The sequence below is a fragment of the Synechococcus sp. H70.1 genome, from assembly GCF_047502705.1.
Taxonomy (GTDB): Bacteria; Cyanobacteriota; Cyanobacteriia; order Thermostichales; family Thermostichaceae; genus Thermostichus.
Genome location: NZ_JANSIV010000121.1, coordinates 1,664 through 20,908, shown reverse-complemented (window position 1 = coordinate 20,908; position 19,245 = coordinate 1,664). Strand labels below are relative to the sequence as shown.

Annotated in this window: 20 protein-coding genes and 1 tRNA gene; 8 read left to right on the top strand and 13 right to left on the bottom strand. The window is 60.8% G+C overall.

From position 1 onward, the window contains the following. From NW827_RS09080 to NW827_RS09070, 3 genes are all read left to right on the top strand, one after another. Positions 1-193 (top strand): hypothetical protein (locus tag NW827_RS09080; RefSeq protein WP_414503590.1); only part of this gene is annotated, 193 nt, incomplete at its 5' end. 144 nt (positions 194-337) lie between these two features. Then, positions 338-862 (top strand): GNAT family N-acetyltransferase, encoded by a 525-nt coding sequence (locus NW827_RS09075; protein WP_414362030.1) that lies wholly within the window; start codon positions 338-340, stop codon positions 860-862. Between the two features lie 95 nt (positions 863-957). Next, complete coding sequence (locus NW827_RS09070) at positions 958-1,473, top strand: peroxiredoxin (protein WP_414362032.1); 516 nt, start codon at positions 958-960, stop codon at positions 1,471-1,473. On the opposite strand, the gene NW827_RS09065 is transcribed toward NW827_RS09070, so the two are convergent. Continuing rightward, positions 1,470-1,655: a hypothetical protein gene (locus NW827_RS09065; protein ID WP_414362034.1), complete on the bottom strand. Its 186-nt coding sequence runs from the start codon at positions 1,653-1,655 to the stop codon at positions 1,470-1,472. The two genes, NW827_RS09070 and NW827_RS09065, sit on opposite strands and share 4 nt — an antisense overlap. Positions 1,656-1,665: 10 nt before the next feature. Between NW827_RS09065 and NW827_RS09060 the strand changes: the two genes are divergently transcribed. Next, the gene (locus NW827_RS09060; RefSeq protein WP_414403300.1) at positions 1,666-2,397 is read left to right on the top strand and encodes a glycerophosphodiester phosphodiesterase; all 732 of its coding nucleotides are present in this window, start codon (positions 1,666-1,668) and stop codon (positions 2,395-2,397) included. Between the two features lie 12 nt (positions 2,398-2,409). Here the strand turns inward: NW827_RS09060 and NW827_RS09055 are convergent, their stop codons facing one another. The 4 genes from NW827_RS09055 to NW827_RS09040 form a co-directional block, all read right to left on the bottom strand. Further along, a complete protein-coding gene (locus NW827_RS09055) occupies positions 2,410-3,006 on the bottom strand; it encodes a protein-L-isoaspartate(D-aspartate) O-methyltransferase (protein ID WP_414503593.1) in 597 nt (198 codons plus the stop codon). Positions 3,007-3,528: 522 nt separating this feature from the next. Then, positions 3,529-4,887 carry a gluconeogenesis factor YvcK family protein gene (locus NW827_RS09050; protein ID WP_414362038.1) on the bottom strand — a complete coding sequence of 453 codons (1,359 nt, stop codon included), beginning with the start codon at positions 4,885-4,887 and terminating at the stop codon, positions 3,529-3,531. Then, positions 4,874-5,884, bottom strand: coding sequence for an RNase adapter RapZ (gene rapZ, locus NW827_RS09045; protein WP_414362040.1), 1,011 nt, complete (start codon positions 5,882-5,884; stop codon positions 4,874-4,876). The genes NW827_RS09050 and rapZ overlap by 14 nt, the downstream gene beginning before the upstream one ends. 66 nt (positions 5,885-5,950) lie before the next feature. Further along, complete coding sequence (locus NW827_RS09040) at positions 5,951-7,273, bottom strand: dihydroorotase (protein ID WP_414403299.1); 1,323 nt, start codon at positions 7,271-7,273, stop codon at positions 5,951-5,953. Between the two features lie 184 nt (positions 7,274-7,457). On the opposite strand from NW827_RS09040, the gene NW827_RS09035 reads away from it, so the two are divergent. Beyond that, positions 7,458-7,532 (top strand) — tRNA-Arg (locus NW827_RS09035). A 47-nt stretch (positions 7,533-7,579) separates the two neighbouring features. Here NW827_RS09035 and NW827_RS09030 read toward each other — a convergent pair. After that, complete coding sequence (locus tag NW827_RS09030; protein WP_414403298.1) at positions 7,580-9,079, bottom strand: DUF697 domain-containing protein; 1,500 nt, start codon at positions 9,077-9,079, stop codon at positions 7,580-7,582. Positions 9,080-9,267: 188 nt separating this feature from the next. Next, on the bottom strand, positions 9,268-9,486 hold the full coding sequence (locus NW827_RS09025) for a hypothetical protein (RefSeq protein ID WP_414362044.1): 219 nt from the start codon (positions 9,484-9,486) through the stop codon (positions 9,268-9,270). 125 nt (positions 9,487-9,611) lie between these two features. Between NW827_RS09025 and NW827_RS09020 the strand changes: the two genes are divergently transcribed. After that, the gene (locus NW827_RS09020) at positions 9,612-11,387 is read left to right on the top strand and encodes a phospholipase D-like domain-containing protein (protein ID WP_414503589.1); all 1,776 of its coding nucleotides are present in this window, start codon (positions 9,612-9,614) and stop codon (positions 11,385-11,387) included. A gap of 21 nt (positions 11,388-11,408) precedes the next feature. Next, positions 11,409-12,269: an arginase family protein gene (locus tag NW827_RS09015; protein WP_414503588.1), complete on the top strand. Its 861-nt coding sequence runs from the start codon at positions 11,409-11,411 to the stop codon at positions 12,267-12,269. A 79-nt stretch (positions 12,270-12,348) separates the two neighbouring features. Here the strand turns inward: NW827_RS09015 and NW827_RS09010 are convergent, their stop codons facing one another. From NW827_RS09010 to NW827_RS08990, 5 genes are all read right to left on the bottom strand, one after another. Next, entirely contained in the window at positions 12,349-12,975 is a 627-nt protein-coding gene (locus NW827_RS09010; RefSeq protein WP_414403295.1) for a GerMN domain-containing protein, read from the bottom strand. A gap of 151 nt (positions 12,976-13,126) precedes the next feature. After that, complete coding sequence (locus tag NW827_RS09005) at positions 13,127-13,948, bottom strand: DUF2993 domain-containing protein (protein ID WP_414403294.1); 822 nt, start codon at positions 13,946-13,948, stop codon at positions 13,127-13,129. Positions 13,949-13,998: 50 nt separating this feature from the next. Beyond that, entirely contained in the window at positions 13,999-14,418 is a 420-nt protein-coding gene (locus tag NW827_RS09000; RefSeq protein ID WP_414362051.1) for a hypothetical protein, read from the bottom strand. A 241-nt stretch (positions 14,419-14,659) separates the two neighbouring features. Further along, positions 14,660-15,436, bottom strand: a complete 777-nt coding sequence (locus tag NW827_RS08995) for a hypothetical protein (RefSeq protein WP_414403293.1) — start codon at positions 15,434-15,436, stop codon at positions 14,660-14,662. Between the two features lie 45 nt (positions 15,437-15,481). Next, a complete protein-coding gene (locus NW827_RS08990; RefSeq protein WP_414362054.1) occupies positions 15,482-16,708 on the bottom strand; it encodes an aminotransferase class I/II-fold pyridoxal phosphate-dependent enzyme in 1,227 nt (408 codons plus the stop codon). 527 nt (positions 16,709-17,235) lie between these two features. Here NW827_RS08990 and hpf point away from each other — a divergent pair. Then, positions 17,236-17,811: a ribosome hibernation-promoting factor, HPF/YfiA family gene (gene hpf, locus NW827_RS08985; protein WP_414362056.1), complete on the top strand. Its 576-nt coding sequence runs from the start codon at positions 17,236-17,238 to the stop codon at positions 17,809-17,811. 159 nt (positions 17,812-17,970) lie between these two features. Here hpf and NW827_RS08980 read toward each other — a convergent pair whose 3' ends face one another. After that, on the bottom strand, positions 17,971-18,993 hold the full coding sequence (locus tag NW827_RS08980; protein WP_414403292.1) for a D-alanyl-D-alanine carboxypeptidase: 1,023 nt from the start codon (positions 18,991-18,993) through the stop codon (positions 17,971-17,973). Between the last annotated feature and the right edge of the window lie 252 nt (positions 18,994-19,245).

Here is a 19,245-nt window from a genome sequence, read left to right as displayed (position 1 = left end):
AAAGCTGTGGCCGATAATGGTTTACTTTCGCTTGCAGGAGGTTTCTATGTTTGCCTTTCTGGCAAAAATTGCTAGAGCAGTTATCCGGGTGTTCACGCCTGCCAAGTCCGATTTGGTGGAAGTCGGCTACCAGCCCATCACAGATGATATCTACCGCGGCAAAGGCTCAGCTCGCTATGCTAGCGATCTGTAGGGCGGAGGGCGCAGGTGGTGAAGATAGGCTTTGGTTGATGGGGGCGGTGGCGGTTCTCAAGTAGGGGCCGCCATCTCTTTTTGGCATTTGGCAGGTTGCCGGCAACTTGTCTGCGAAAATGGTAGCGATGCTTGCTAGGGATCCTTGCGCCCTTCCTCCCTACTGCCCTCCTTGGTGGTTTATCCTGCCACAGCGGCTGATTTGGATCCTGTGGCGGAGGTTCTTGCCCGGGTCTTTTATCCACCCCTAGGCTTGCAGCGCTGGCTGCACCCAATTCACAAACTCATCATTCGCGAGGATTTACGCCTCAAGCTGGCAGGCCGGGATCCCTACTACCGTTGCCTAGCAGCAGCAGTAGGGGCAGAAGTGGTGGGGACTGCCGAGATCTCGCTGCGGGCCATGGCCCACGGGAAGTATCCCTACCTTGCCAACTTAGCGGTGCTGCCGGAGTGGCGACGGCGGGGAATTGCGCGGCAGCTTTTGCTCAGCGCCGAGGTGGTGGTGCAGGAGTGGGGCTATCGCCAGTTGCATTTGCACGTGGTGGAAGACAATCTGCCCGCCCGGCAGCTCTACGCCCAACTGCGCTACACTCCCGTCCAGCGCACCTCTCAACTTTGGCGGTGGCTGGGGATCCCACCCCAGCTTTTGCTCTGCAAGTGGTTGCCATGAAGTTATGTAAACTAGAGCCAGAGAGCTGGAGAGGAGTTGCAGTGGTGGTCAAAAGAGGGGGCAGGATCTGGGGCTGGTTGGGTCTTGCAGGGTTGTTGGCGACTTTGCTGGTGAGCTTGGCAGGAGCTCAGCCTGCTCTGGCGCAGTGGGGCACCACCCCCCTGCCAGAGATTGGGGCGCCGGCGCCGGAGTTTGCGCTGCTGGATCAGTCAGGGCAGCTGCGGCGGTTGGCGGATTTTCGCGGCAAGTGGGTGGTGCTCTACTTCTACCCTCGCGACTTCACTTCTGGGTGTACCATTGAGGCCCGCCGCTTTCAGCAGGATCTGCCTAAGTTTCGGGCTCTAGGGGCGGAGATTGTGGGGGTGAGCGCCGACTCAGTTGACTCCCACCGCCGTTTCTGCTCAGCGGAGGGGCTGCAATTTCTTTTACTGTCGGATCCCGAGGGCAAGGCCAGCCGCGCCTACGGCTCGTGGATGGGGGACATGGCCCTGCGCAACACCTTCCTCATTGATCCTGACGGGATCCTGCGGGCTATTTACCCAATTGTCAACCCCTACCGGCACAGTGCCGAGGTCTTGGCCCAGTTGCAAGAGCTTACCCAGGCCGGCTAGTCCTGCGGGCCAAAGGTCTGCTCAAACTCTTGCAGCAGCTCGTCGATTTCCTCGAGGGCTTGATTGACATCGACACGCAAGCTACCTAGATCTGGCCTTTCCAAAAGCTTGACTAGGGCTGGTCTGCGCTCGCGGATACGCTTAATGCGCTCTTTTAGGGCGGCAACTTCGGCTGGATCCATGGCTGTAGGGATGGCTTCCACTCCTCCAGCTTATCGCTTTCCCACCCAGATCGTGGCCCACCGGGGGGATCACACCCATGCTGAGGAGAATACCCTGGCTGCCTTTACGGCGGCCATTGAAAGTGGGGCCGACGGGATCGAGCTGGATGTGCGCCGCAGCCGCGACGGGATCCTTCTGGTTTTCCACGACGCTGAGCTGGAGGGGCAGCCGTTGGCGGCGCTCACCTGGGCCGAGATCCGCGCCCGCAAGCCCACGATTCCCACCTTAGAGGAGGTGCTGCTTCAGGTTGGAGGCAAAATTGCCCTCGACCTCGAGCTGAAGGAGGCCGGCTACGAAGAACAAGTCCTTGCCTTGATTAGCAAGCAACTTTCCCCGGAGGCCTGCGTGCTCACCTCCTTTTTGCCCCAGGTGGTAAGGCGGCTGAAAGAGCTTTTGCGCCGCGGCGACTTAGATCCTGCCTTCCAGGTTGGCCTTTTGGTGGAGGCGCAGCCAGCGGGATCCCCCTTGGCCTATTGCCGGGAGGTGGGAGCGGATTTTCTTGCCCCCCACTACTCTTGGCTGAACCTGCCGTTTTTGGCAGCAGCAGCCCAAGCCCGGATACCGCTCTACGTCTGGACGGTGAACGACCCGGAGATCATGGCCTTTTGCCTGCGTCCGCCCGTGGGGGAGGTGCGGGGACTGATTACCGATCTCCCCTCCTTGGCGCTGCACATTCGCGCTCAGCTCTGGGCTGTCTCCTGAAGATCCCCCCTTCTAGACCATGGGCACAAACTGCACGGGGAAAGCCTCCTTTTGCACCACTCCTTCGGGGGTTTTGTGGAGGATCAGCAAGGATTGGGATCCCTGGCTTTCGCCTACCGGCACCACCAGGGTACCGCCCACCGCCAGTTGCTCCAGAAGCGCTGTCGGCACAGCGGGGGGTGCGGCTGTAACCACAATAGCGTCGTAGGGAGCGTGTTCCGGCCAACCTTGGTAGCCATCTCCCTGACGCACCTCCACATTGCGGTAGCCCAAGGCGGTGAGGGTTTGCTGGGCGCGAGCAGCCAAGGGGGCCAGCCGCTCCAGGCTGTACACCTGGCGGGCCAGCTCGGCCAAGATGGCCGTCTGATAGCCAGACCCGGTGCCGATTTCCAACACCACGGACTGAGGGGTGAGGCGGGCCGCCTCGGTCATGAAGGCAACGATGTAAGGCTGAGAAATGGTCTGGCCGTAGCCGATGGGCAGTGGGCAATCCCTGTAGGCGCGATCCCGCAGCTCCGGGGGAACAAAAAGGTGACGCGGCACTTTGCGCATTGCTTCCAGCACCCGCGGATCCCGGATCCCTCGCTGCAAGATCTGCTCCTTCACCATCTGTTCCCGTTGGGCAGCAAAAGGACAAGGCTCCGCCTCACCGTTGGAAGAAGAAGAGGGACTAGGAGCACACGGGATCCCAGCCCAGGGGTCGGAAGTCTTCTTAAAGGGGGAGGGGAACAACCTTACCATTGGCGCCCAACCTCCAAAGCTAACAACTTGCCGGGATTTTCCCACCTTGGGATCCCTTAACTCGATCCTGGCCCATTTTCCACAAGACTTCCAGCTTTAAACCTGCTGCCACAAATCTCTCCCGGAAACCGAGAAGGCTAGGCCTATAGCCCGGATCGAGTGGCCCAATTTGTGTGTCCTCCGTCGGGGCAAGCCATTGCCGGTTTTTCTTAAACTCTTGCCGTCCTGGCCTCAAAATGCGGCCTCGACGGACCTACTTGACAACCTCACGAGTTCAGGCTTCTTGGGGCTAGGGTTGATCCCTAGCCTTTCCTGCAAGGGGATAGAGGGGCACGACTTGGCCGCCAGGAGCTAGTGGCTACGGCTGGCCCTTAGGAGCTGTGGGGTGGTTTAGCGGTGTCTGTCGAACCAGCGCATCAGCATCGCCGCCAGGCGTTCAGGGTTGTGGCGCACCAAGCCAGTCTCGGGATCTTCCTGCATGACGTTAGCCAAGACGGCCCGACAACCCAGGTAGGCCAGCTTATCCGGATCCAAGACCACAAACTCGGAACCGTTGCGGCGGTAATGTTCTAGGGCGCGGGGGGAAGGGGGATCCCGTTGCACCAGGACAGCATCGAACAGGCGCACGCCCGCCACCCGATCCAAAGCCATGACGTGATCCCCAACAGTGTAGCCGTCGGTTTCTCCCGGCTCCGTCATGATGTTGCACACGTAGATGTGGGGTGCCATGTTCTTGGCCAAGGCTTCCACAATTTCCGGGATCAAAAGGTTGGGGATGATGCTGGTGTAGAGGCTGCCCGGCCCCAGCACCACAAACTCTGCCGCTTCAATAGCCTCGATGGCCTCAGGCAAGGCGGGAGGGTTGGGCGGGTCGCAGCCAATGCGACAGATGCGCCCCCTGGCTTTGGCAATGTTGGACTCGCCCACCACGCGGCGGCCATCACTGAGCTCCGCCCAGAGGGTGACGTCCGCCAGGGTAGCCGGCAGTACTCGTCCCTGAATGGCCAAGACCTGCGAGGTAGCGGTGATGGCCCGGATGAGGTCGCCGCCGGTCACGGCGGTGAGGGCGGTGATGAACAGGTTGCCAAAGCTGTGACCGGTCAGCCCTTCCCCGGCTTGGAAGCGGTATTGAAACAGCTCCGTGAGCAACTTTTCTTCGTTGGCCAAAGCCGTGAGGCAGTTGCGGATGTCACCAGGGGGCAACACGCCGATCTCCCGCCGCAAGCGCCCTGAAGAACCGCCGTCGTCGGCCACAGTAACAATGGCGGTGATGTTGGAGCTGTAGCGCTTCAACCCTCGCAGCAGGTTAGAAAGGCCGGTGCCGCCCCCCAGCACCACAATGCGAGGGCCACGGCTCAGACGCCGCCGCAAGAGGAGCTTATCCACCAGCGCCTCGTCTCCTTCTGGGATCAGCACATCTTCAATGGAGCGCATGGCGCTGCGGAAGCCCAGCACCACCATTGCCAAACCAATCCCAGTTACCAAGGGGCCACTGACCTTGTTCGGGATCCAGGTGGTGATTAAGCGCAGGGTAAGGTCAATTAGCCGCTTCAGGCGAAAGATGGGGGTCAATTCTGTCCAGATGGCAATGCCCAGCAGCATCAGCAGCACGCCCCCCATCGCCAGGCTAAGCCAGCGTTTGACGGCTAGGCCGGGGAAGAGCCATTTCCAGGCACTTCGCCACCCGGCAGTCTTGCGGCGGCGAGGCCCCCGAACGAGGGACTTGTTGTGGGGCTCAGGTTTGCTCATGGGAGGGGACAGGAACGCCGGCCAAAGGCATCCTAACCTTTGGTTGCCCATTGCCGAGGTCAGCCGGCGGTGCTCCAAAGCAGGCTTCCAGCTCCCGCTGCGACTCCAACAAATGGCAGTGCTCTACCTGGAGGTTGAGCTCGGGCAGGCCAGAGCCGTTGGCAGGGAGGGTCCAGGGCTGCAAATCCTGGGCCAAGCGTTCCACCAAAGCCACGGAGCGGTGTTGCCCGCCGGTACAGCCAATGGCTACGGTTAGGTGGGGCCGCCGTTCTGCTCGATAGTGGGGCCACCAGGCCCGCAGCAGGGAAAGGATCTGCTGGTAGGTGGACTGGGTCAGGGGGTCAGCAAAGAGAAACTCCTGCAACGCGGGATCCTGGCCGGTTAGGTGGCGCAGATGGGGTTGAAAGAAGGGGTTGGGCAGAAAGCGCACGTCAAACACCAGGTTGACATCGGGAGGAACGCCGTACTTGAAGCCAAAGCTAACCAGCCGCAAGTTAAGAGGTTGGGGGATCCCCTGCACCAAGGCTTGCAATTGCTGCCGCAGTTGCTGGCTATTGAGCTCGGAGGTATCCAGCAGGTGGGTGCAGTGCTGCCGGATCGGTGCTAGTTCGCGTATTTCTTGCTCGATGGCCGCCAGCAGGCCGCCGCCGGTATGGTGGGGGTGGGGGCGGCGCTGGGCGCTGAGGCGACTGAGCAAGACGAGGGGCCGGGCTTCGAGGAACAGGAAAGGGATCCCTTGGGCTTGCATCCAGGCGGCCAACTCGCAGAGCTGCTCCCGATACTCCTGAGCGTGGAGATTCAAACTGATGGCCAAAGCGGCGTGGTGGGGCCGCATGGCCTCAACCAAGGGGATCACCTGACTGGGCGGGATCCCTTCCAGGCCGGTGTAGCCCAGCTGCTCCAATTGCTGAATGGCCAAAGTTTTCCCTGCTCCGGTTAGGCCGGCAAGTACCAGAACGGGTGTGATCGCGGGGGTTGGTTTTGTTTGACTGTCCATGGAGCCTATTCTAGGGCGAGGGGGAACCCACGGAAGGGGTTACCTCCAGTCCACGGGGGAATCTCCCTAGCGAAGAAAGGTTAGGGCCTGGCCTCGCACCGAGGGATCCACCTGGCCGTTTTGAAAGACAATCTGTCCGCCCACAATGGTTAGTAAGGGCCAGCCCACCAATTCCCACCCCTCAAAGGGGCTCCAGCCGCATTTGGTTAGCAGCTCTTCCCGTCGTACCGGCTTGGGCGTGCGGCGATCCACCAGCACCAGGTCAGCATCGTAGCCCACCTGCAGTCGCCCTTTGTTGGGGATCCCATAGAGGCGGGCTGGCGCCTCACACATCCACTGCACCACCTGGCGCAGGCTACAGCGGCCCTGCTGCACGGCAGTCAGCATCAGCGGCAGGGCTGTCTCCACCCCGGGCATACCAGAAGGGGAGTGGGGGTAGGGCTGGGCCTTTTCTTGCAAGGTATGAGGGGCGTGGTCGGTGGCGATGCAATCGAGGATGCCCTCCTGCAGCCCCTGCCAGAGCTGGGCTAGGTTAGCCGCATCCCGCAGCGGCGGGTTCATCTGGACCAGGGAGCCCAGGCGGGCGTAATCAGCAGTGCTAAGCAGCAGGTGCTGAGGCGTTACCTCGGCGCTAACCCAAACTGGCTTGTGCTGGCGCAGCAGCTCCACTTCCAGGCCCGTGGAAAGGTGCAAGATATGCAGGCGATGGCGGTAGCGAGTGGCCAAGTCTAAAGCTCGGCGCGAGGCAATCAGGGCTGCTTCTTCATCCTGAATTAGGGAGTGAACCGCCACATCTGTACGTCCAGCAAAGAGAGCTCGGCGGGCCTGAATGCGAGCGTGATCTTCAGCGTGGACAGCAATGACAAAATTGGGATCTGTCTCGGCAAAGATCCGCTCCAGCACTAGCGGGTCGTCCACTAGCAAGGGGCCATGTTGGGATCCCATGAAGATCTTGATGCCACAGGCTCCTTGCACCCGTTGCAGCTCTTTTAGGTTATCGGCAGTGGCTCCAATGAAAAAGCCGTAGTTGACTACGCACTTGCTGGCGGCCCGCGCCAATTTGTCCTCTAGTGCTCTCTGGTCAATTGTTGGTGGATCTGTATTGGGCATCTCCAAAAAGCTGGTTACCCCGCCGCGGGCGCAGGCCCAGGATCCGGTCTGGAGGTCTTCTTTGTGCTCGCGGCCTGGCTCGCGAAAGTGAACTTGGGGATCGATGACTCCCGGCATCAGGGTATGGCCTTCAGCATCGATGACCCTAGCCACCCCCTCCAGCGGGAGATACTGGCCAATCTGGGCAATCCGGCCGTCCCGCACCAGCACATCTCCCACCCAGGGATCCCCTTCCGGCACTACCAGCTCTGCATTGCGGATCAGCAGGTCGCTCGGCAAAAGCTTGCCCCCTTAAACTTCCATCCTTCTAACCTACCACCAACTCCAGGGGAGTAGCTTGACAAACAATTGCCGCAGGCCTTGAGAGTCGTTCCTGAAGCTGGAGGGCTACTCGGTTTCCCTTGGCTCTAGCGTAGGGTAGGTTGGGGGTTAAGATGGGTAGAGCCAGTGGGGTGTTGGACCTGGGGCTGTAGCTCAGCCTGGATAGAGCAAGCGCCTCCTAAGCGCTAGGTCGGCGGTTCAAATCCGCCCAGTCCCGTTACCCCTAGCAGTGCTGTAGGGGTGCTGCTTTGGGCAAGTCCCCGGCTAGCTGCTGGAAAGGGCTTGGCGAGCTAGCTGTTTGAGGAAAGCCAGAGGATGGCCGTTCTGGAGCTGCTGCCTCAGCTGCTCTTGCAGGAGCTCCTCCTGCCAAGGCTCCCCCGACTGCAGCCACTCCAGGTAGCTGAGCCCCGCCACCCGCGTCAGATAGGCGCCGCTGGCTGCCTGCAGAGGGATCCCCATGAGCATCCAGGGGCTAGCTTTGAGGGCAGAGCCAAGGGCGTGGGTAGCTAGCTCCAGTCCCCCGAGTTGCACAATCATTTGGGCCAAGCGGTGGGCAATGGCCTGAGCCTGCTGCAGGGTAATGCGGCGATCGAAAAGCTGGTGCAGCTCTCCAATCATGCGCGCCTGGATGGCCACTCCCGCCAGGACATCCAAAGCAGGGAGGGGAGTCACGGCTAGAGCCGCAGCCGTTGCCCATTGCATCCGCTCCACAATCTGGCGGCCCCGTTGGCAGCGCTCTTCCCGCAGGGCCTGCTGGACGGCTTCGCTGAGGGTTCGGGTTTGCAGGAGGGCGTTAGCTAGGCGCAGATGGGATCCCTTTTGCTGCAGTAGGCGGGCCATCTGCTGGGTGAGGGCGGCAAGATCAGGGGGCTGCGGCTCCCAAGTTTCCTGCCGAGACCCGTCTGGGAAGTAGTAGCGGACTTTCAAGGGCTCGGGGTCAGCGGCAATGGCCACCACCTGCTCCGGAGGAAGGACGCCGGCCGTGCGGCGGCGTAGGTGGGCCAGGATGGTCTCCACATCCTCCGGCGGCATTTGATCGGTTTTGTTGAGGGCCAAGATAGTGGCTTTCCCCAAGCGGGCCAACTCCAGTAGCTCCATGTATTCCGAAGCCAGCAGATCCCCCGCCACCACCACAATCAGTAGATCTGCTTTCTGGGCCAGGGCGCGGGCATCGGCTTCGCCGGCACCGCCAATCGTCAATAGCCCAGGGGTATCGGTGAGGTAAATGGAGCCGCTCCAGCCCTCCAGCTGATAGGTGTAAATGGATCCCTGCTGGGTAGTGCCCAGCGTGGGGGCGGTTTCCCCCACAGGCCGCCCTAGCAGAGCGTTGATGAGAGAGGTTTTGCCAGCAGAAGCAGTGCCGAACACCACTAGGTGCAATGCTTCCTCAGCCAGCCGCTGATCAATCTCCTGTCTCTTGGCCTGCAGGGCACGGCGGCTGATGTCGTTTTGCAGCTTCTGGATGAGGCGATCGACATCCTGGAGATCTGCCTGGACCTGATCCCGCGTCAACTTAACCCGCCGCGGCTTGGCCCCTGGCGTGGGCTCCTTTTGGCCTTGGCCAGCCTGCTGCCACCAGTGGCGCACCGCCAGCCCCGCTGCCACTGTTCCTCCTAGGAGGCCAGCCACGGTCAGGTCGGCCAGCAGCCCCGAATAGGAGGCGATAAAGCTGTGGAGGCCGCCAACCCACTGCAGGTACTGGCTCAAGGCTACCAGGCCCAGCCCTGTCAACAACCACAGCCAAGTGGAGCGCGATAACACCATGCCAACCCACAGCTTGCCCAAAGGCCCAACCCGGAACGGCTCCTGAAGCAATCGCGGATTTAAAAGGGCTGAACCCTCTCCGCTGGTAACCCCGGCGCAGCCGGGAGCCGCAGCCGCTTCTCTAGCATAGGCTTACTGTAGCTGAGCATACAATTTTTTCGGGTAAGCCGGTGCGGAGACGGCTGAGTCTAGCCCCAGCTAGGGAATAAACCAGAAAGGCAAGCGCCAAGGAGCGCCCGTGGCCCCGGGATCCCTGCCAAAGATCCCAAGATCGCTGGTGGCTCCAGCGGCGCTGGCAAAAACTTGCTCCCGCGGTAGTCCAATAGCTCTACCAGCAACAGGTAGCCCACCCCTAGGGCAATAGCCAGAACTCCCGTAATCATAGCTACCCATTTGGAACGTTCCACGCCAGGCCTCCCAACGTTGCTGGAGCTGATCTTAAGCCTGCCTGAAGCCCTGTTGCGGTGGGATAGCTGTGGCCGGAGCAGCAGGCCGCTTGGGTATTCTGGGTGAGGTTGTGGGAGGAAAAGAGATGAAGGAGACCCCTTCTTGGCGGCGGCAACTGCGGCGTTGGCTGCCGTGGGCTGTCCTGCTGCTGATCCTGGTGGCAATTGGCTACTGGGTGGGCCCCCGACCCCGGCCTTACCCTCAAGAGCCAGAGCTGCCCACCCTGGCCCCTCTGCCGCAGCACCCTCGCATCCAGGTGGCGTTTAACCAAAGCCGCGAGAGCACCTATCGCGATCCCTATCGCCAGATCTACCGCTACGGCTACAACCTGGAGGAGTTGATTATCTCCCAGATTCGCTCTGCTCGGCAGTCGGTGGATGTGGCGGTGCAAGAGTTGAACCTGCCTCTAGTTGCCCAGGCCCTGGCAGAGCGGCGTCAGGCGGGGATCCCAGTGCGGGTGATTACCGAAAACACCTACGTGCGGGCCTGGCACCGGCTTACCCCTGCTGAGGTGCAGGCGCTGGACGAGCGCAGTCGCCAAAAGTTCGAAGAGTACCGCCACCTGGTGGATGTGAATCGGGATGGGCGATTTTCCCCGGAGGAGATTGCCAGCCGGGATGTGTACGCCTTGCTGGATAGAGGCCAGGTACCGTGGCTAGACGACACCGCCGACGGCTCCAAGGGCAGCGGCCTGATGCACCACAAGTTTGTGATTATCGACGGGCAACGGGTGCTGACCGGATCAGCCAATTTCACCCTCTCCGATATTCACGGGGATTTCGCTGCTCCTGGCAGCGTGGGCAACGCCAACCACCTCCTGCTGCTCGATAGCCCCGAGCTGGCCCGTCTCTACACCGAGGAATTCAACCTCATGTGGGGAGATGGGCCGGGAGGGTTGCCCGACAGCCGCTTTGGCGTGCGCAAGCACAAGCGCCCCCTGGAGACGGTGTTCATTGGCGATGCCGTGGTGGGGGTGCATTTTTCCCCTGCCAGCCGTTCTCTGCCCTACGAGGCTACTTCCAACGGCATTATCGCAGCCACCCTGGCCCAAGCACAAAAGCAAGTGGATCTGGCCCTGTTTGTCTTTACGGACTCAGGGATCGCCAACCAGCTCAGGCAACTGCGCCAGGAGCGCAACGTGGAGATTCGCGGGGTGTTTGATCCCGGCTTTGCCTTTCGCGACTACAGCCGCACTCTGGAGATGTGGGGGCTGCTGCTCCCGGACGAAAACTGCCGGGTGGATGCGGCCCGGCTGCCTTGGACAGTGCCCGCCTCCTCTGTGGGCGTGCCCAACCTCGCCCCGGGAGACAAGCTGCACCACAAGTTCGCCATCGTTGACCCCGGCACCCCTCAGGCTACGGTAATCACTGGCTCCCACAACTGGTCGCTCTCGGCCAACCACCTCAACGACGAAAACCTTTTAATCATTCGCAATAGCCAGGTGGCAAATCACTTTGTGCGCGAGTTCGAACGGCTCCTTGCCAATGCCCACTTTGGCCCCAGCCGCCGCCTGCAGCAGGAGGTAGAGGAAGCAGCTCGCCGCTGCCCCAATCCTCTGGCGGTTGCCCTTGCTTCCTCCCCCTCGGAGTCGGAGCTCCTGGAAGGGGAGGTTATTGCCGTTCCCAAGGGGAGGTCTTCCCCTTCGCCAGCTGCTTTGCCACCAGCCCCTGCCCCCGGCTCCTCCCTTGTTAACTTAAACACGGCCACGGCAGCTGAGCTGGAGCAGCTGCCTGGCGTGGGCCCAGACCTGGCGCAACGGATTATCGAGGCTCGCCCCTTCTCTTCCTTGGAGGATCTGCAGCGGGTTAAGGGCATTGGTCCAGCCAAGGTCGAGCAACTGAGGGGTCGAGTAACTTGGTAGGGAGAAGTCAGAGCGCCGCCTATGGCCCAGTGGTCTCTCCATCCCTGCTCCCAGTCCAGCGCCAGGGTTGTCCTCATCCCCACTGCCTTTGGCCCGGATACCCAAGCCCCATTGGCCATCCTCAACGCCGGCGCAGAACTGTGTGCTTTTGAGCCGCGGCTGGGGATCGATGTGGATCAACTGGCAGTGGCGCAGTTGCCGGGGCTAGTGGATGAGCCACCCTATGGCATGTGTGAGGCGGCAGTGACCCAGGCCTGGCGGCGGCACCAATGGCCGGTTTTGTTGCCTTCGGTCTTGGCAGCCACTTGGGGAGCTATTCGTGCCCTTTGGAAGCACTACTTGGCCCTCAGTGTGGTGCATTGCAGTGCTCATGCCAACCTAATGCCTCCCCTGGAGATGACTCAGCCAGATCAAGATGGGAGCTACGGCAACGGTGCCTGGGTGGAGCTGCTCTACCAACACAGGCTGCCCGTAGTGCACGTGGGGCTGCGCAGCGGCAGTGCCCGCGCCTACGCTTGGCTAAAAGACCACCACAGCCCCATTTTCTGGGCCCAGGAGGCCTGGGAGCCGCAGCAGGTGGTGAAGGCTGTGCCGGAGCAGCCGGTGTTTTTGGTGGTGGACTGTAGCGTGCTGGATCCCTCGCTGGCGCCGGCAGTGCACCACCCGGAGCCGGGGGGGCTGAGCTGGTTTCAGCTGTTACAAACTTGCGAGGCCATCTTTGCTGCTCGCCCTGTAGTCGGTCTTTCCTTGGGAGGGGTGGTGGTGGGATCGGCAACGCGACCAACTGCCCGCGTTGCAGCTCGTCTTCTCAATTGGCTGCTGGCCTGTTACGCTCTCTACTCCCTGAAGCTGGCCCCCAGCTTTGAACGGCTGGAAACGTAGATTGCAAAGCTTTTGAGCCCAGCTTCCCCTCGCTGCCTTGCGGTTTCCTCTCCCCCTACACCGCAGGGGGTACGGCTCTTCAAGAGGCCGATACGGCAGCAGGCTCTGCCTCTGGGTTTGCCGGAAGCGGGAAACTGGGCAGGAACGAGGCCCGCGTCAGGGGTTGGTCAAGAATCAGTCCTTCTCCCCCCAGCACTTCGAGGGCATGTCCCTCCACTGAGATCCAGACCCGCGCTTCAGGGTTTTGGCTAGTAACCGTGTAGAGGACCTGGGCAACCCGGCTCATCATGGCTGTGGATCCCCCCCCTTGCGTAAATTCGGAGGAGAAATTAAGAAAAATATCGTTGCCTTCCACCCGTACGTCGAGCACCCGTGTCTGGGGGGGAATAGCGGTGGTGAGGCGGGGATCCTTGGGGCCAGCAATCAACTCCTCCAGAATGCTGCGAATGGCCTCCTGGGCATCAAAGGCACGAACGGAGCGCTTCTGCTGCACGTAGTAGATAGAGTTGTCAGCCGTGGTCAGCCAATACAAGGAAAAGGTTTGCCGCGGCCCCAGGCTGTACCACCAGGCTCCTCCCATGACCCCCAGTCCCACCAAAAAGCCAAGCACCCCCACCTGCAGGGCCCGGCCACGCCGTCGGGGGGAATGTTCCTCCCCCACCCTAGGGAAGCTGAGTTGGGTAGGACGCCCTTCGTAGTGGCTCATTGCTGTCAATCCCCCTGTTTTCCCTAGCTCTAGGGTAGCGAAGAAAAGCCCCCTCTGCCGGCAGACAGGCCCAGCCCTAGCCTTTTTGGATCCCCGAAGAAAGCTCTTGGCAAAGCGAGCCAGCCTGGCTAGACCTGGGCAAGGATCCCTGCTAGCGCAGGGAGACCTGCTGGGCTCTTGTCAGCGCCTCCAAATTCTCAACCCGCGCAAACCCAATGACCTGCATCTGGTCAGCGGCTATCTCCAGTTTCAGTACCCGCACCAGGATCCCCAGCTTTTCCAGCTCTTGTAGGTCAAACACCTGGTTGAGCCCTCCCAAGAACGCCTGGGTGATCTCGTCGGGAACCCGCACCGAGCCGATGGTAAACTCCGGCTCCTGAAGCCGCAACCTGCGCCCACCCTCCACCTGGATCCCGGCGTTGAACACCACCTCGACTGCCTGCTTGCTGTCCCCCTCTTTCTCCACCAAGAGGGCGGCAAGTTGGAGGCGATCGGGCTCCAAAAGCTTGGCGCGCGGCTGGCGCAGTTCAAAATAGCGGGGTGCGTTCCTGCGCCCACCCAAGGGCAGATCTGCCTGGATGTCCTGAAACTGCCTCAGCACCTCTGGTGAGTTGAGGGCAGCATTGAGATCCTCTTCCCGCACCACCACCTGAAACGCTGCCTGCAGAGGCTGTCTCAGCCGCAAGGGATCCCCCAAAAAAAAAGCAGGGTCGATGGCTATTGGGTCGGTTTCCAGCTCGAAACGCTCTACGCGGGGAAAAGGTGCCCGATACAGTCCCCGCCCGGCCACCAGCAGCCGCTCCACCTGGCCATTGAGCAGGCGGTAGTTGGGCTGGCTCTGGATGCGCACCTCCAAAACCTCTGCGCTGTCAAGCTGAGCCAGGAGAATTTGGCGCGCCGCCTGCTCTGCCCAATAGCCTGCCCCCCCTCCCACACTGGCCAGCAACGCCACCAGGCCTGCCAGGAGCTCCATACTTGCCGCCGCGACCTGCCCCCTTGCCTAGCAAGGGGATCTCTTTGAGGTTACTCCTCTCTTCTGTGGGGGCTGGCTTCAATGGGTCGATTGCCAAGAAAGGTCTTGGCAACCTTCAGGCCCCCTGCCATCACCGGGCGGTTAAGGGTAGGGTCATGGACAAATTTAACGCCGGAGGCAACTATTGGACGCCCTTCGGCCCACGTATCCACCACCTTTAGCGTGGCAGCTGCAATTGGGCGTCCGTCAGCAAAGTAATCCACCACCTTGAGGGTGGAGGCCCCCACTGGTCGCTGGTCAACCTCGGCCTCGCTGAACTTCACAGGGCTAGGAAACACGGGCGGGCCCCCCTCTGGAGCAGCCGCTAGGTCAGCACTGGCAGGCCGAGGAGCCAAATTCAGACCGTTGCCTTGCCCCGGAGAAGTTTCTTGCTGCGGCAGCGGGCTGGGAAGACCACTGGGAATGGCCATAGGAATCTCCTCCGTTACCGATATCAACTTTGGAACAGGCTCTTGCCATCCTCAGCCCGGATTACGAAAGCTGGGATCGGCGTCTCCGGATAAGGACATTCTAAGTTAAGTCTAGCCTGGGACCTGCTCATCCAACCCTGCCTTCTCTGGAGGCAGCGGCAGCTGGGGCCAAGCCTTGCCCCTCTCTGCAATCTCCAGCCATAAGACAAGAGGAAGGGGGGAGACTTGGCCTGCTGGGGGGCTAGTACAAGGTGTACTGCAATACATAGGCCCCCTCTTGGCCTGGCTTGTAGGTGTTGACCCGGAGGGTATAGGTGCCACCGCGGGGCAAAAAGGCAATCAACAGGGCGTCCGTGCCGCCGCCTTGGTCGTCATTCCAAGCCCTCACCTCTCCATCCGGAGCCAACAATTGCAAGAAGGCATCGAAATCGGAGCTACTTAGGAAGGCGAGCAAAATTTGGCCAGGGCGGGCGGTAAGGGAGTATTCCGCCATCCAACTGCCGTCTTCCGGGTGCTGGGGGGATCCCTTCTCAAGACGGCCCGACAGGGTTTGCTGCCAATTGCCCTGGGTGAGGACATAGGTCAGCCGGTAGGGGCCAGTGGACTGGGGCTCAAAGCTGGTGACTCGTAGGGTATAGGTGCCCCCCTGCAGCAGCCGCACTGCCAAGAGGGCGTTGACATCCAGGCCCGAGTCATCGTCAAAGCCAATCACCCGCCCCTGCTTGTCCACGAGCTCCAAGTAAGGGTCAAACTCCTCACTCTCCAGGGCGGCAATCAGGATTTGCCCAGCCTTGGCCACCACAGGGATCCCATCCCAGTAGCTGCCGTAGCCGGGACTAACCTTATCTCCCGCTCCCAGGACTCCCGTTAGGGTCTGGCTGCCTCTCCCTAGGGCAGATCCCAGAGGGGCTCTCCCCGGGCCTAGTAACCGACAGCCGGCTGCCAAGGCAACCCAACCAAGGGCCAGCCACAGGGCCCAAGGGCGGAAAAGTTGAGCAGCAAAAGGCAACTTCCCCATCTAAGGCTCGGGAGCTCAATGGTCAAGGGTGGCTGGGGGCGGCCATTACAGCTCCTCCCAAGTTTGCAAGACAGCCTCTAGGGCCAGCCGCCCGTGGCTGAGATGGGTTCCCCCTTGTAAATAGACAATGTAGGGCTCCCGCAGCGGCCCATCAGCGGAGAGCTCGGCGCTGCTGCCGGCAACAAACGTGCCTGCTGCCATGACCACTGGATCAGCGTAGCCGGGCATCACTTCTGGGATCGGAGTGAGGTAGGAATCCACGGGGGAGCAGCTTTGAATGGCGCGGCAAAAAGCCTGCAACTTCTGCGGGGATCCCAGTTGAATGGCCTGGATGATGTCAGTGCGAGGTGCTTGGGGGAGCGGAGAGACGGGATAGCCCAAATCATAGAACACCTGGGCGGCCAGGTGGGCAATCTTGACGGCCTCGGCCACCATCTGCGGAGCCAAGAACAGCCCCTGGAACAGTAGGCGGTTGAGATCAAAAGTTGCCCCTCCTTCCGAGCCGATTCCTGGCGCTGTTAGCCGGCAGGCAGCTTGCTCCACCAGCTCGGCCCGACCTGCCACATAGCCTCCTGCCGGGGCCAGGGTGCCACCTGGATTTTTAATTAGAGATCCCGCAATCAAGTCGGCGCCTACATGGGTGGGCTCTTGGGTTTCCACAAACTCGCCGTAGCAATTGTCCACCAAGACCACCACCTCAGGGTTTTGCGCCTTGACGATCTGGATCATCTCGGCAATTTGGGCAATGGAGAAGCTAGGGCGCCAGGCATAGCCACAGGAGCGCTGGATGTGGACCAGGCGAGTCTGCGGCCTGAGGGCGGTCTTCAAGGCCTGCCAATCGACATCTCCTTCCCGCAAATCCAATTGACGATAGGTAACACCGAACTCTCGCAGGGAGCCTCGGCCAGATCCCCTTAGGCCAATGACTTCCTCCAGCGTGTCATAGGGGGGGCCGGTGATGGCCAACAGCTCATCCCCTGGGCGCAGCACCCCAAACAAGGCACAGGCAATGGCATGGGTGCCAGAGACCATCTGCAGCCGCACCAGCGCCGCCTCACAGCCCATAACTTGGGCAAACACCCGGTCCAAAACCTCTCGCCCTTGGTCGTCGTGGCCGTAGCCCGATACGCCAGCAAAGTGATGGGAGCCCACCTGCTGGTCGCGGAAGGCCTGCAACACCCGTGCCAAGTTCTGCCTGAGAACTTGGTCTATTGTCTGGAAGCGCTCCTGCAGAGCTGCTTCTGCTCTGTCCAACAGCTCAGCTACCTTCAACGGGATCCCTGCCACCTCGCTTTGAGGGCAATCTCTAGGAACCTGCTAGCGCCAGGGTTAGTGTGGAATCTTAATCTTGATAGAAAGCTTAACTTCAGTCAACATCTCTTCACTTCCTTTGACTGCTGCTAGCTGGCCTAGGCTAGGTACCCAACACAACTTTTTTGTACAATTATACAAACAAGAGAGCTGCTCGACAGGACGGAAGGGCCAGCAGTTGCAGTTTGCAACTGGCCGGGAGATGGGAAGTCTTGTCAAATAGTCCAGAGGACTTTTGCTCACCACGGGCCTCTAAAATTAAGGCAGTCTAAATTTATTCTTAATCCCTAGTTCAAGGCCAGGGGCAAGATGTTAACTTAGACTTAACCCCAAAGGTTAGCGCCCCTGCCAAAGCTGCTCTTTAGTCAACTTTGATTGCACCTCTTTGCTAGTTGGCTGGCTGAGACGCTTCTGGAGGTAAGGGCTGCTTTCCTGCAAAGGTGAGGCGCTAACTTGAGGCGTGGACTGACACACTCGGGAGAGTTTCCATGGCGAAGCTTGTAATCCAAGGGAAAAACATCGAAATTACCGATGCCATCCGCAGCTACGTCCAGGAAAAAATTGAGCGGGCTATCAGCCATTTTGCCCAGATCACTACTGAAGTAGATGTCAACCTGTCAGTAGCCCGCAACCCCCGCATCAGTGCCAACCAAGCCGCCGAAGTTACTGTTTACGCCAATGGCACGGTGATCCGAGCAGAAGAAAGTAGCGAAAACCTTTATGCCAGTATTGACCGAGTGGCCGACAAAATAGCCCGCAAGCTGCGCAAGTACAAAGAGCGCAATGGGGTTCACCGCATCCGCCATTCTCCCAAAACTTCAGTGGCGGTGGCCCAGCAGCCGCCTACGAATCCCGTGAACATGAACCGGCAGGCGGAGCTCCCCCCTGAGGTAGTGCGCACCAAGTATTTCGCCATGCCTCCTATGACGGTTGAGGAGGCGATGCAGCAATTAGAGCTGGTAGATCATGACTTCTACGTGTTCCGCAACAGCGAAAATGGCGAGATCAACGTCCTTTATGTGCGCAAGCACGGTGGCTATGGCTTGATCCGCCCCCATCCCTAGAGGTTGGCGGCAAGAGGCTTGGCAGGCCTGCTGCTGGGTCTAGGCGGGTGGGGCCTAATGCTGCAACTTCCCCCTTCTGGATGGCGTCCCTCCCCACTTTTGGGGCTTAGAGGTGCCTGAGTCAGGGGGGCAGAAGCTCTGCTAGCAATAGCGGGATCCTCAGCGGCTAAGAGACTTCCCAACGGCCAACACCTGCTGCAGAAACTGATCCTGGTGTTGGCGCAAGCTAGCCAGGTCAGGCCCGTGGTTGAGCAGGACAAAGGAGGTGCCATCCGGCAACTGCCCCAGCAGCATCAGCCGACTGGGGGCAGATCCTACCTGGGCGACGGTGCCGGGGGGCAGGGTGCGCAGCTGCAGAGCGCTGGGGCCAATGCCAGCTACGGGCAGGATCTGCGTTGGATTTCCCTCCGTGGCCGCCACCAGATGCTGCCACAGATGGGCCAGCGCGCGGGGGGAGAGATACAGCTCCTGCCCCTCCAGGCGAATCTCTGCTGCAGCAGGGAGGAGACTGGCCTCCAAGTGGGCGGCCGGCTCAGCCACCAAGCGCTGCCGCAGGTACTCTACCAGGGCTCTCGGGCCTCCCAATTCCGCCAGCAGGGCTCCCGCCATAGCCCGATCGAGGCTGCTGTTGAGAATGTGCAGAAGGGATCCCAGGGGCAGCGAGGTATAGCCAGCCAGGCAATGGAGCTCAGCAGGCAGCTCCTCCAGCGTTGACCCAGAACCGCCGATGGCTACAGGGTAGGGCTGTTGCGGATCCCGAAGGAGTTGGGCAAGCCGGCGGGCACTTGCTAGAGCATCGGGCTGGCCCAGCAAGCGGAAGGGGGGCACCACCTTCACCTCGCCGTCGATCTGGCGAATGCCAAGGCTGTGCAGATGGCGGGCCAGCTCAGCTACATTGGCCTCCCGGAAATAGGGATCCCCGCCGCCCACCACCACCAAGTCCCCGATCAGGCGCTGGCCAAGGCGATAGCCGGTGGTGAAGAAGTGAGTCTGGAAGCGATGCTCATAGCCCCAGGTTTCCAGCGCCATCAGACTAAGGGCCAATTGATCTAAAGGCCCTACCGGCAAAGGTTGATCCAGCCGGTGCTCTGCCAGCAGCTTGCCTTCGGTTGTCCAGAGCAGGATCCCTTGCTGCGAGAGAGCCCCTCCTTCGGCAGCCAACCCCTGCAAAAAACCGGACAAAACCGCAGCGTAGGGAGAACCTTGCTCACGGGGCCACCAGGGCGGAAGGCCAGGCGTGCCGCTAGGAGAGGGTAGGGGTGGGGGCGGGGTAGGGATAGGGAGGAAAGAATCCTGGGTGGAAGAGAGGGCTGCGGTCCTCCAGCAGGCCCCCAAGGTTAAAGAGCAGGCCAAAGGAAGGCCCGCCCAGAGGCAACGGCCATGAAAGCGCAACCCTGTTGGAATGGACACCATGCTAACCTCCCAGGGGACAGG